The organism is Pseudomonas sp. PVC-3-1, assembly GCF_057444315.1.
Map to the genome: position 1 here is coordinate 760579 of NZ_CM172023.1, position 11912 is coordinate 772490.

Annotated in this window: 10 protein-coding genes; 2 read left to right on the forward strand and 8 right to left on the reverse strand. The window is 65.5% G+C overall.

The window, feature by feature from the left end; genetic code table 11:
• The first annotated feature begins 265 nt into the window (after window positions 1-265).
• The gene (locus tag AC2T4A_RS03705; RefSeq protein WP_478377017.1) at window positions 266-1684 is read left to right on the forward strand and encodes an MDR family MFS transporter; all 1419 of its coding nucleotides are present in this window, start codon (window positions 266-268) and stop codon (window positions 1682-1684) included.
• A 14-nt stretch (window positions 1685-1698) separates the two neighbouring features.
• Here the strand turns inward: AC2T4A_RS03705 and AC2T4A_RS03710 are convergent, their stop codons facing one another.
• The 8 genes from AC2T4A_RS03710 to AC2T4A_RS03745 form a co-directional block, all read right to left on the reverse strand.
• Window positions 1699-3003 carry an MFS family transporter gene (locus AC2T4A_RS03710; protein ID WP_486742754.1) on the reverse strand — a complete coding sequence of 435 codons (1305 nt, stop codon included), beginning with the start codon at window positions 3001-3003 and terminating at the stop codon, window positions 1699-1701.
• A 523-nt stretch (window positions 3004-3526) separates the two neighbouring features.
• Window positions 3527-5362 carry a glutamine--fructose-6-phosphate transaminase (isomerizing) gene (glmS, locus tag AC2T4A_RS03715; protein ID WP_416743863.1) on the reverse strand — a complete coding sequence of 612 codons (1836 nt, stop codon included), beginning with the start codon at window positions 5360-5362 and terminating at the stop codon, window positions 3527-3529.
• A gap of 15 nt (window positions 5363-5377) precedes the next feature.
• Complete coding sequence (locus AC2T4A_RS03720; protein WP_486742755.1) at window positions 5378-6148, reverse strand: DeoR/GlpR family DNA-binding transcription regulator; 771 nt, start codon at window positions 6146-6148, stop codon at window positions 5378-5380.
• A 249-nt stretch (window positions 6149-6397) separates the two neighbouring features.
• The gene (locus AC2T4A_RS03725) at window positions 6398-8413 is read right to left on the reverse strand and encodes a GGDEF domain-containing protein (protein WP_486742756.1); all 2016 of its coding nucleotides are present in this window, start codon (window positions 8411-8413) and stop codon (window positions 6398-6400) included.
• On the reverse strand, window positions 8410-9282 hold the full coding sequence (locus tag AC2T4A_RS03730) for an endonuclease/exonuclease/phosphatase family protein (RefSeq protein ID WP_416743869.1): 873 nt from the start codon (window positions 9280-9282) through the stop codon (window positions 8410-8412). Before AC2T4A_RS03730 ends, AC2T4A_RS03725 begins: the two co-directional genes overlap by 4 nt.
• 12 nt (window positions 9283-9294) lie before the next feature.
• Entirely contained in the window at window positions 9295-9936 is a 642-nt protein-coding gene (locus AC2T4A_RS03735) for a thiol:disulfide interchange protein DsbA/DsbL (protein WP_416743871.1), read from the reverse strand.
• A gap of 178 nt (window positions 9937-10114) precedes the next feature.
• Window positions 10115-10720 carry a c-type cytochrome gene (locus tag AC2T4A_RS03740; RefSeq protein WP_017521245.1) on the reverse strand — a complete coding sequence of 202 codons (606 nt, stop codon included), beginning with the start codon at window positions 10718-10720 and terminating at the stop codon, window positions 10115-10117.
• Between the two features lie 47 nt (window positions 10721-10767).
• Window positions 10768-11058 (reverse strand): c-type cytochrome, encoded by a 291-nt coding sequence (locus AC2T4A_RS03745; protein ID WP_024766806.1) that lies wholly within the window; start codon window positions 11056-11058, stop codon window positions 10768-10770.
• 180 nt (window positions 11059-11238) lie between these two features.
• Here AC2T4A_RS03745 and yihA point away from each other — a divergent pair, with 180 nt between their 5' ends.
• Window positions 11239-11901: a ribosome biogenesis GTP-binding protein YihA/YsxC gene (gene yihA / locus AC2T4A_RS03750; protein WP_486742757.1), complete on the forward strand. Its 663-nt coding sequence runs from the start codon at window positions 11239-11241 to the stop codon at window positions 11899-11901.
• Window positions 11902-11912 lie beyond the last annotated feature (11 nt).

Consider the following 11912-nt stretch of genomic DNA (forward strand, 5'->3'; position numbering starts at 1 on the left):
AAAAGAGTGCACAGGCCCTTGCACGAAAGAATAGTTCGCTACGCAAGCGTAGCAGCCGCTTCGCCACCTATCGTTGCCATCCCTGAGATAGAGCCTTTCCTGACCAGTAACGATGACGCCGGTGTGACGGATCGTCACTCCATTGCACTACACTGTGGCCCCCTCCGCACGCATTCCGACCGGAGGACCTCTGCCGTCCAAGGGGGCTGTCTTGACTACCTTCTCCGAGCCACGTCCGGCGGTTCGCACCGTGCTGGTGGGGCTGATGCTGGCGATCTTCCTCGGTGCGCTCGACCAGACCATCGTCGCCGTATCCCTGCCGGCGATCTCCGCCGGCTTCGGCGACTTCGACCTGCTGGCCTGGGTCATCTCCGGCTACATGGTGGCGATGACCATCTCCATGCCGATCTACGGCAAGCTCGGCGATCTCTACGGCCGGCGCGTGCTGATGCTGTTCGCTATCGGCCTGTTCACCGTCGCCTCGCTGCTCTGCGGCGCCGCCCAGAGCATGGAGCAGCTCGTGCTCGCCCGCGTCCTGCAGGGCATCGGCGCGGGCGGCATGATGTCGGTGAGCCAGGCGATCATCGGCGACATCGTCCCGCCCCGCGAACGCGGCCGCTACCAGGGTTACTTCAGCAGCATGTACGCGGTAGCGAGCATCGCCGGCCCTGTGCTGGGCGGCGTACTCACCGAATACCTGTCATGGCGCTGGGTATTCCTGATCAACCTGCCGGTGGGCCTGGTCGCTCTCGCCGTCTCGCGCCGCACCCTGCGCGGCCTGCCGGTGCCGGGGCGCAAGCCGGTGATCGACTACCTCGGCACGATGCTGATGATCGCGGGCCTGGGCAGCCTGCTGCTGGCGATCACCGAGGTCGGCCAGGGCGCGCGCTGGAACGACCCGCAGATGCTCGCGCTGTTTGCCGCCGCGCTGGTTCTGATCGCACTGTTCGTACTGCAGGAGCGCCGCGCGCCGGAGCCGCTGGTGCCGATGCATCTGTTCGGTATTCGCGCAGCCACCCTCAGTTGGCTGATCAGCTTCTTCGCCAGCTTCCAGGTCATCTCGCTGTCGGTGCTGGTGCCACTGCGCTTCCAGTCGGTGACCGGCGCCGGCGCGGACAGCGCGGCACTCCACCTGCTGCCGCTGGCCATGGGCGTGCCGATCGGCGCCTACTGCTGCGGCCGGCTTACCGCGATCATCGGCCGCTACAAGCCGCAGATCGTCGGTGGCGGTCTGCTGATGCCCCTGGCGATTGCCGGTCTGGCACTGACACCACCGAGTGCCTACCTCGTTTCGGGAATCTGCATGCTGCTGACCGGCATCGCCGCCGGCACGCAGTTCCCCACCAGCCTGGTGGCGGCGCAGAGCGCGGTGGAGGCGAAGCACCTGGGTGTGGCAACCAGCAATATCACGCTGTTTCGCTCACTGGGCGGCGCGGTGGGGATCGCACTGATGTCCGCGCTGCTGCTGGCAATGCTGCAGCCATTGGCGGGCGAGGCAGGTCACGGGCTGTCGGCCAGCGCGCTGCTGGCCAGCCTCAGCGGAGCCGGCCACGAGGCGCAGCGGCTCACGCTGGATGGTGTGTTCGGGCACCTGTTCCTGATCAACGCAGGCTTCGGCGCCCTGGCCCTGCTGATCGCCCTGTCGCTGCCCGACCACGCCTTGCGCGGGCGGGGCAACGACTAGCGAATCGCGCAGGGTCAGTCCTCATCGTTGAGGTAGCTGACCTTGCGCAGGTCCGGCAGCAGCAGGCAGAACAGCAGCGCCACGCCGCACATGACCGAGACGTAGATGTAGAACACCTCTTCCTGGCCGATGCTCTTCAGGCCCAGCGCGGCGTATTCGGCGGAGCCGCCGAAGATCGCGTTGCCCACCGCGTAGGACAGGCCCACGCCCAGGGCGCGGATCTGCGGCGGGAACATCTCTGCCTTGATCAGGCCGCTGATGGAGGTGTACAGGCTGACGATGGCCATCGCCAGGATAATCAGGCCGAACGCCGCGTAGGGGCTGCTGACGGTCTTCAACGCCGCAAGGATCGGCCAGGTGCAGAGCATGCCCAGGGCGCCGAACCAGAGCATCGAGGTCTTGCGGCCGATGCGGTCGGACAACGCGCCGAACAGCGGCTGCATGCACATGTAGCAGAACAGTGCGAAGGTCATCACGCCGCTGGCCACCTTCGGGTCCATCCCGGCGGTGTTCACCAGGTACTTCTGCATGTAGGTGGTGAAGGTGTAGAAGATCAGCGAACCGCCGGCGGTGAAGCCGAGCACGGTGAAGAAGGCGCGCTTGTGGTGGGTGAACAGTTCGGTGAGCGTGCCCGACTCCTTGCGGTTGAGGTTGGATTCCTTGGCCGTTTCACTCAGCGAGCGGCGCAGGTAGAAGGCAATCACCGCGGTGATGGCGCCAACCACGAAGGGAATCCGCCAGCCCCATTCCTTCAGCTCATCGGTGGTCAGCAGTTGCTGAAGGATCACCACCACCAGCACGGCCAGCAACTGCCCTCCGATCAGGGTCACGTACTGGAAGGAGGCGAAGAAGCCGCGCTGCCCCTTGAGCGCCACTTCGCTCATGTAGGTCGCGCTGGTGCCGTACTCGCCGCCTACGGAAAGGCCCTGGAACAGCCGCGCCAGCAGCAGCAACGCCGGCGCCGCGACGCCGATGGTGGCATAGGTGGGCATCACCGCAATCGCCAGCGAGCCGCCGCACATCATCAGCACCGAGATCATCATCGCGGTCTTGCGGCCCTTCTTGTCAGCGATGCGGCCGAACAGCCAGCCACCGATGGGGCGCATCAGGAAGCCGGCGGCGAACACCCCGGCGGTATTGAGCAGTTGCACCGTCGGATCGTCCGACGGGAAGAAGGCGTGGGCGAAGTACAGGGCGGTGAAGGCGTAGACGTAGAAGTCGAACCACTCCACCAGGTTGCCCGAGGAGGCGCCGACGATGGCGAGGATGCGCGAGCGGCGCTCGTGGGCGGAATACTGCGGTGCGGCAGGTGCGTTCATGGGGATTCTCTTGTCGGTTTACTGCATCCCGGACGTGAGGACGGAACTCCCTCGCCGCCCTTGCCAGTGAATCGCCGCAAGGCAATTTCCACTGACACAATCAGAAACAGTATAGACGCTTCCGATAGCCGGCTAACGAAATCCGCGGCCTGGACCGGGCCTTTCGGTTCGAATATCGGACACTCACAAACGCGCGTTTGTCGTTTCCGATTGACCGGCCAGTAGCCAGCTTCTATCGTTGGCCCCGCTCCCCGCCCTGCGGGAGACTTGTCAGGTACCCCTCGCAGGGCCGGAGCCCGACCTTGTCCACAAGACAAGGTCGATTTCCATTCCCCTCGTGTAGCGGCTCAAGCCGCCTGGCCTCGGTGCCCCGTCCACACCCCCGGACGTGCAGGCACCGGGGGAATGTTGATCTTCCCCTCGCTTCCTCTCCGAATTCCGCACCCTGAAACGAAAAAAGGCCCCCGAAGGGACCTTTCTCGTTACGCCTGCGCGCTGATCGGCTTATTCCACCGACACCGACTTACTCCACCGTCACTGACTTGGCCAGGTTGCGCGGCTGGTCGACGTCGGTGCCCTTGAGCACGGCAACGTAGTAGGACAGCAGCTGCAGCGGCACGGTGTAGAGGATCGGCGCCAGGCAGTCATGGATCGCCGGCATGCCTACCACGTGGGTGCCCTCGCCATCGCTGATGCCGCTGCCACCTTCGGCGAAGACCACCAGCTCGCCGCCACGGGCCCGGACTTCCTGCAGGTTGGACTTGAGCTTCTCCAGCAGTTCGTTGTTCGGCGCGACGGTGACCACCGGCATGTCGGCGTCGACCAGCGCCAACGGGCCGTGCTTGAGCTCACCGGCCGGGTAGGCCTCGGCGTGGATATAGGAGATTTCCTTGAGCTTCAGCGCACCTTCCATTGCCACCGGGTACTGCGCGCCACGGCCAAGGAACAGGGTGTGGTGCTTCTCGGCGAACAGCTCGCTGATCTTCTCCACCACCTTGTCCATGGACAGGGCTTCTTCCAGGTGGGTCGGCAGGCGGCGCAGTTCGTTCACCAGCTCGGCTTCGACGCCGTCGTTCAGGCGCTTCTGCACCTGGCCGATGCCCAGGGTCAGCAGCAGCAGGGCGACCAACTGGGTGGTGAAGGCCTTGGTGGAAGCCACGCCGATTTCCGGGCCGGCGTTGGTCAGCAGGGTCATGTCCGACTCGCGCACCAGCGAGCTGGTGGCGACGTTGCAGATCGCCAGGCTGGAGAGGAAGCCCAGTTCCTTGGCGTAGCGCAGCGCGGCCAGGGTGTCGGCCGTCTCGCCGGACTGGGAGATGGTGACGAACAGGGAGTCCGGGTGTACCGCGACCTTGCGGTAGCGGAACTCGCTGGCGACTTCGACCTGGCAGGGAATGCCGGTCAGGCTTTCCAGCCAGTAACGGGCGACCATGCCGGCGTGGTAGCTGGTGCCGCAGGCAACGATCTGCACGGTGCGCACCTTGGCCAGCAGCTCACGGGCCTGCGGGCCGAAATTGTCCACCAGCACCTGCTGGGCGCCCAGGCGGCCTTCCAGGGTGCGCTGCACCACGGCCGGCTGCTCGTGGATTTCCTTGAGCATGAAGTGGCGGTAGCCGCCCTTGTCCGCCGCCTCGGCGCCCTCGTGATAGCGCACTTCCTCGCGCTGCACGGGGTTGCCGTTGACGTCCCACAGCTGCAGGCCGTCGCGACGGATTTCGGCGATGTCGCCTTCTTCCAGATAGATGAAGCGGTCGGTCACCTGGCGCAGGGCGAGCTGGTCAGAGGCGAGGAAGTTCTCACCGTGGCCCAGGCCCACCACCAGCGGGCTGCCGCTACGGGCGGCGAGGATGCGGTCGGGCTGCTTGCTGCTGATCACCGCCAGGCCATAGGCGCCATGCAGTTCCTTGACCACGGCCTTGAGCGCGACGGTCAGGTCGCCCAGCTCGCCCAGACGCAGGTGCAACAGGTGGGCGATGACCTCGGTGTCGGTCTGCGAGGTGAATTCGTAGCCACGCGCCTTGAGCATTTCACGCAGGGGCTCGAAGTTTTCGATGATGCCGTTGTGCACCACCGCCACTTCGCCGTGGGAGAAGTGCGGGTGGGCGTTGGCCTCGGTGGGCGCGCCATGGGTGGCCCAGCGGGTGTGGGCGATGCCCAGGCGGCCCACCAGCGGCTGTTCGGTGATGGCTTGCTCGAGGCTGGAAACCTTGCCCGCGCGACGGCGGCGGTCCAGCGAGCCGTCGGCCTGGATCACTGCCACACCGGCGCTGTCATAGCCACGGTATTCCAGGCGCTTGAGGCCTTCGACGAGGATCGGGGTGATATTGCGCTCGGCGATGGCGCCTACGATTCCACACATGGCTTGAGTCTCCTGTCAGTCTTCGCAGCGCGCGCGGATCACTTTCACGCCGCGCGCCTGGATCAGTTCGAACGCTTCATCGCTCAGGCGTTCGTCGGTAATCAGGGTCTGGACGCTGCTCCAGGGCAGCTCCAGGTTGGGAATGCGCCGGCCCAGCTTGTCGGCCTCGGCCATGACGATCACCTCGCGGGCGACCTCGGCCATGACCCGGCTCAGGCCCAGCAGTTCGTTGAAGGTTGTCGTACCACGCTCGAGATCGAGCCCGGTAGCGCCGATGAACAGCTGATCGAAATCGTAGGAGCGCAGCACCTGCTCAGCCACCTGGCCCTGGAACGACTCAGAGTGCGGGTCCCAGGTGCCACCCGTCATCAGCAGCACCGGCTCGCGCTCCAGTTCGCGCAGAGCGTTGGCCACGCTCAGGGAGTTGGTCATCACCACCAGGCCGGGCTTGCGGCCCAGTTCCGGGATCAGCGCGGCGGTGGTGCTGCCGCTGTCGATGATGATCCGCGCATGCTCGCGAATGCAGGCGGCTGCCGCACGGCCGATGGCCTGCTTGTAGCGCGACAGCGGCTGGCTTGGCTCGGCGATCAGTTCATGGGGCATCGGCACCGCGCCACCGTAGCGACGCAGCAGCAGGCCGTTGCCTTCCAGGGCGGCCAGGTCCTTGCGGATGGTCACCTCGGAGGTGGCGAAGCGGCGCGCGAGATCGTCCACGCTGACTTCGCCCTGTTCGGAGAGCAGCGCCAGGATGTCGTGGCGGCGTTGGGGCGTATTGCGTTTCGACATGGACGATTAAGTTTCGATTCGAAAGATATTTGTGCGAATCAAAACCCAAGTTCTTTCGTTCGTCAAGAATTTCCCGCATGGGCGGAGACGCTTTTCTGTAGGAGTGAGCTTGCTCGCGAACTCGTCGCTGCCGACGATCATCGCGGACAAAGTCCGCTCCTACGAGGTTTGCAGCTCTTGTAGGAGCGGACTTTGTCCGCGATGGCCTGGTTCGCGAGCAAGCTCGCTCCTACAGGAAGCGGAATGCGATCAATCGACTTCGAGGCGGTTGCGTCCGCCGCGCTTGGCGCGGTACAGCGCCTGGTCGGCCCGTTCGAAGACGGTGTCGGCGCGCTCGCCTTCGCGGAATGCCGTCAGGCCCGCCGAGCAGGTGATGCTCAGGCGTTCGCCCTTGAAGTGGAAGGGGCAGGCTTCGATGGCGCCGCGCAGCACGTCGAGCAATTGCTGCCCGCCGTCCAGAGGTGTAGCGGGCAGCAGCACGACGAACTCCTCGCCGCCGTAGCGGGCGATGAAATCGGTCTTGCGCACACGTTTGGCCAGTTCGTTGGCGATGATCTTCAGCACCTTGTCGCCGGCGAGGTGGCCGAAATCGTCGTTGATCCGCTTGAAGTGGTCGACGTCCAGCACCGCCAGCAGCAGGTCGCCGCCGTAGCGCTGCCAGCGCGAGACTTCCAGGTCCAGCCGTTCGGTCAGCGCCGCGCGGTTGGGCAGGCCGGTCAGTGCGTCGGTCATGGCCTTCTGGCGCTGGTCTTCGATGTTCGCCTGGAAGGTGCGGGCTTCCTCTTCCATGCTGGCGACGCGGGTCACCAGCGACTGGATGTGCTCGCCCACTTCGCGTTCACGGACCTCCCGCTCCTCGCGGAAGCGGTCCATGGTGCCGACCAAGCCCTGCAGGCGGGATTCGACATTGCGCTTGAGGCCTTCCAGGTCGGTGGCCTCCAGCACGCTTTCCTTCAGGCCGCTGACCTGTTCGCGCAGGGTGTCGTCGAGGTCGCGGGCGCTGGAGCTGGAGCCGCTGTGGTTCTCCTGCACCGCCTGCAGACCGTCGAGGAAGGCGCCCAGGCGTTCGTTGAGCTGGTGCAGGTAGCCTTCGAACTCGTGCTGGCCACTGTCGTTGAGCGACAGCACGAGCATGCCCAGGTCATCCAGCACCGGCACCAGTTCGTACCAGTTGAGGCTGCCGTGGATGCGCGAGCGCAACGCGTCGGCCTGGATCTGCTGGGCCGCCGGCAGGTGCATCTCGTCCAGCAGGCGCAGCAGGCTCGCCTCGATGTGCGGCGCCACGGCGCTGTAGCCGGGCTCGGGGCGCGGCGGCAAGGCATAGGGATCGTTGGCCTGGTGCGCGTCTTCCGGCGTGCCGAACAGCCCTGGCGGCACGGGCAGACTGTCGAGCAGCGCGCAATCGCCGTGGGCGGCAGGTTCTGCGACAGGAGCCGGGCTGACCGCCGCCGTCAGCGCACGCGGCTTTGGCTGTTCAGCCGGCTCGGGCATAGGCGCAGGTTCGGGCGCCAGGGCGATGGCTGCCTCTGCGACTTGCGCCACCGGCTGGGCAGCGGGTTCAGCAACGGCGACATCCGCCAGTGCAGGTGCAGGTGCAGGTGCAGGTGCAGGTGCAGGTGCAGCGGATTGGGTCTCGGCCGGCACGGGCGCGTCTACCGCTGCTTCGGCTACAACGGCGGCCACTGCCGGGGCCGCCGGGGTGCTGGGCACCGACTCAGACTCGTCCGCTGCATCGCTGTCACGGCTGCCGAACAGTCGCTGCAGGAGGCCGGGGCGTTGCTCGCCGCCACCATCGCCGAAATGATCCAGCACCTGGCGCTGCAGGCGGCTCAGCTCGCTGAGCAGTGCAGGCAGCTCGCGGGAGGAGCTGCCGCGGCTGGGTATGTCCTTGGACAGCCGCTTGAGCGGCTTGCGCACGTCTCCCGGCATATCCAGGGATAGCAGTTGCTGCGACAGCTGGCTGAGCGCGGCGACATTCTGTTCGATGCGCTGCTGGCGGCGCTGCTCGGAGTCGAGCACGGCCTTTTCCAGCTGCGGGATCAGGCGCGACAGGCCGGCGTCCATGTCGTCGCGGCGCAGCACTTCGCGCAGCTCCTTCATGCAGGCATCCACTGCCTTGTCGCTGCCTTCGGCGGCCAGGCTGCTGCGCACCAGACCGCGGCGCAGCAGGTCCAGTCGGGCGTCCCAGCGGCGCTCGAGCTTCTCCTGCTGCTCGAGGTTGTCCAGGTACTTCTGTTTCCAGCGTTGGTCGTCGTCGCGACTCATTCAGGGGCCTCGCCGCGCAAGGCGAGCGACGAGGACGAACGCAGGGCATCCGGCAGGCGGATTTCCACGGCCACGGGCAGGTGGTCGGAAATCGGGTGCGGGAGGACACTGACGCGCTCCAGCGCCAGCTCGGAACTGAGCAGGATGTGGTCCAGACAGCGCTGTGGGCGCCAGCTGGGGAAAGTGGCCTCGACCTGCGGGGCGATGAGCTGGAGGTCGCGCAGCGGCGAGCTTTCCAGCAGGTCGGTGGCGTGGGTGTTCATGTCGCCCATCAGCACGTGATGGCGGTAGTCCTGCAGCAACTCGCGGATGTAGGCGAGCTGGCGGGTGCGGGTCCGCGCGCCAAGGGCCAGGTGCATCATCACCACGGCCAGCGCGTCCTTGCCTTCGCCGAAGCGCATGAGGATCGCACCGCGTCCGGGCGGGCCGGGCAGCGGATGGTCTTCCAGGGCGGTGGGCTGCAGGCGGCTGAGCAGGCCGTTGCTGTGCTGGGCGATGCGCCCGAGATTGCGGTTGAGCTGCTGGTACCAGTAGGGGAAGGCACCGAGCTGGGCCAGGTGTTCGACCTGGTTGATGTTGCCTGAGCGGATGCTGCCGCCGTCGGCTTCCTGCAAGGCGACCACGTCATAGTCGTGGAGCAGTTCGCCAATGCGCTGCAGGTTGGTGGCGCGCCCGGCGGCCGGCAGCAGGTGCTGCCAGCCACGGGTCAGGTAATGGCGATACCTTTCGGTACTGATGCCCACCTGGATGTTGAAGCTGAGCAGGCGGAGTCGGCCATCATCGGGCAGGCCGGCGGCGGTCCCGTGGGCAGCATTCACCCGCGGGACGCAGGCCCCTGCGACACGATCACGAGTCCGCCGGCGCAGCATCGTCGTCGGACCTTACTGGGCAGCCTTGGCGCCGGCGCGTTCCTTGGCGATCAGCTGGTCGGCCAGTTGCAGCGCCTCGTCCGGGCCACCGGCCGAGCCGATGTCGAAGCGGTATTTGCCATTGACCACCATGGTCGGCACGCCGCTGATCTGGTAGGCCATCGCCAGTTTCTTGGCTTTCTCGATCTGACCCTTGATGGCGAAGGAGTTGTAGGTGCTCAGGAACTTGTCCTTGTCCACGCCCTGTTCGGCGACGAACTCAGCCATTTCTTCCGGGGTGGTCAGGGCTTTGGGGTTGTTGTGCAGCTTCTCGAAGATCGAGTGGTGCACCTTCTTCTCCACGCCCATGGATTCCAGGGTCAGGAACAGCTGGCCGTGGATGTTCCACAGGCCGCCGAACATGGCCGGAAGGCGCACGAAGTGAACGTCGGCCGGCAGCTTCTCGACCCACGGATTGATAGTCGGTTCGAAGGCGTAGCAATGCGGGCAGCCGTACCAGAACAGCTCCACCACCTCGATCTTGCCGGGCTGGGAGACCGGGACGGCCTGGTTCAGCTCGGTGTAGTTCTTGCCCGCTTCGAAGTCGGCGGCGTTCGCGTTGACGGCGAACAGGCCGGCGAAGGCAAGAGCGGCGGTGAAAATCAGGTTACGCATGGTTCACTCCTTGGCTGAACGGAACCGCCACGCTGTGCGCGACGGGATGAAGCGGTTTGACCGGAGGGGCCAGACACGGTTCCAGCATTGTAGTGGGGGCGGGTGCAAAAAAGGGTGGCCGAGGCCACCCTTTTTTTCGAAGCGATTTTTCGATCTGGCGTTACCGCCCGACGGCTGCTTAGTGCAGGCCTTCGATGTAGCTGGAGATCGCGGCGATGTCCTTGTTGGACAGCTTGGCAGCGATGCTGCGCATGATCATGGCGTCGCCGTCGTTGGTGCGCTCGCCTTCGCGGAACGCGGTCAGCTGCTTGGCGGTGTAGGCGGCGTGCTGGCCACCCAGGTGCGGGAAGCCGGCTTCGGCGTTGCCCTGGCCAGCCGGGTTGTGGCAACCGGTGCAGGCCGGCATGCCTTCGGCGAGCTTGCCGCCGCGGAACAGGGCTTCACCCTGCGCGACCAGCTTGGGATCGGCGGCGCCGACGCTGCCGTTCTGGCTGGAGAAGTAGGCGGCGATGTCTGCCAGGTCCTGATCGCTCAGGTTGGTCAGCAGGCCGGTCATTTCCAGCACGGTGCGCTTGCCGTCCTTGATGTCGTGCATCTGCTTGAGCAGGTAACGCTCACCCTGCCCGGCCAGTTTCGGGAAGTTGGGCGCCATGCTGTTGCCATCGGCGCCGTGGCAGGCACCACAGACAGCAGCTTTCGCCTGACCGGCCTTGGCATCGCCAGCGGCGTGCGCCACACCGACAAGACCCAGGGTCAACAGCAGACTCACGATCAATTTGTTCATCAGCTAATCCAATAACGGCTAAGGGTGAAAGAGTAAGGCCAGAGAAGTTACTTCGACATCCACTGGATAATTGTCTGGTAATCCTCGGCGCTGCAGTCGGTGCACAGGCCGCGAGGCGGCATCGCGTTGAAACCGTTGGTCACATGTTGCACCAGCGTGTCCATGCCCTTGTCCAGGCGTGGCTTCCAAGCGGTGGCGTCGCCCTTTTTCGGCGCCATTGGCAACTGACCATTGTGGCAGGCGCCACAGGCTCTGTTGAAAACGGCTTCCGGATCCTGGGCCGCCAGGGCGCTGGACGCCAGCGCGGCAACGATGGCTGCGAACAGCAGTTTCTTCATGATTATCCTCATCGCAGGGAACATCCGCGTTCTTGATTGCGCGGACTCCAACGTTCCCGTGTGGCTCGACCCTGGGGGATAAAGCGCACACAAAATCCGCGGCATTATATACTTCAGATGCCCAAACGGAAACGAAACCGCCCCCCGCGACACCGCGTCGCACCCGCCGCGAAGTTACCCATGCCCTCGAATAACGCTACGAAAAACCCGATTCTCGGCCTCTGCCAACAGGCCACTTTCCTCATTTCCGCCGCCAAGGTGAACCAGTGCCCGGAAGACTCCGGCCTGGAAGTCGCCTTCGCCGGCCGCTCCAACGCGGGCAAGTCCAGCGCGCTGAATGCGCTGACCCACGCGAACCTGGCGCGGACCTCCAAGACTCCCGGCCGCACCCAGTTGCTGAACTTCTTCCGCCTGGATGACGAACGCCGCCTGGTCGACCTGCCCGGCTACGGCTACGCCAAGGTGCCGATCCCGCTGAAGCTGCACTGGCAGCAGCACCTGGAAGCTTATCTCTCCAGCCGCAATGCGCTAGCCGGTGTGGTGCTGATGATGGATATCCGCCATCCGCTGACCGATTTTGACCGCCTGATGCTCGACTGGGCGCAGGCCAGCCAGCTGCCGATCCACGTGCTGCTGACCAAGGCCGACAAGCTGGCCTATGGCGCGGCGAAGAACGCGCTGCTCAAGACCCGCAAGGAAATCCTCGACGGCTGGGGCGATGTCGCCACGCTGCAACTGTTCTCGGCGCCCAAGCGCCAGGGCGTGGAGGAGGCGCAGCTGGTCCTGGCCGGCTGGCTGGGGCTGCTGGACGAGGAAGAAGAGGAGGCCAGCGAGGAGGCCTGAGGCCAAATCGC

Coding starts and splice junctions, on each gene's coding strand:
- AC2T4A_RS03705 (WP_478377017.1), top strand. CDS start 266: ATGCTGGCGATCTTCCTCGGTGCGCTCGACCAGACCATCGTCGCCGTA.
- AC2T4A_RS03710 (WP_486742754.1), bottom strand. CDS start 3,003: ATGAACGCACCTGCCGCACCGCAGTATTCCGCCCACGAGCGCCGCTCG.
- glmS (WP_416743863.1), bottom strand. CDS start 5,362: ATGTGTGGAATCGTAGGCGCCATCGCCGAGCGCAATATCACCCCGATC.
- AC2T4A_RS03720 (WP_486742755.1), bottom strand. CDS start 6,148: ATGTCGAAACGCAATACGCCCCAACGCCGCCACGACATCCTGGCGCTG.
- AC2T4A_RS03725 (WP_486742756.1), bottom strand. CDS start 8,413: ATGAGTCGCGACGACGACCAACGCTGGAAACAGAAGTACCTGGACAAC.
- AC2T4A_RS03730 (WP_416743869.1), bottom strand. CDS start 9,282: ATGCTGCGCCGGCGGACTCGTGATCGTGTCGCAGGGGCCTGCGTCCCG.
- AC2T4A_RS03735 (WP_416743871.1), bottom strand. CDS start 9,936: ATGCGTAACCTGATTTTCACCGCCGCTCTTGCCTTCGCCGGCCTGTTC.
- AC2T4A_RS03740 (WP_017521245.1), bottom strand. CDS start 10,720: ATGAACAAATTGATCGTGAGTCTGCTGTTGACCCTGGGTCTTGTCGGT.
- AC2T4A_RS03745 (WP_024766806.1), bottom strand. CDS start 11,058: ATGAAGAAACTGCTGTTCGCAGCCATCGTTGCCGCGCTGGCGTCCAGC.
- yihA (WP_486742757.1), top strand. CDS start 11,239: ATGCCCTCGAATAACGCTACGAAAAACCCGATTCTCGGCCTCTGCCAA.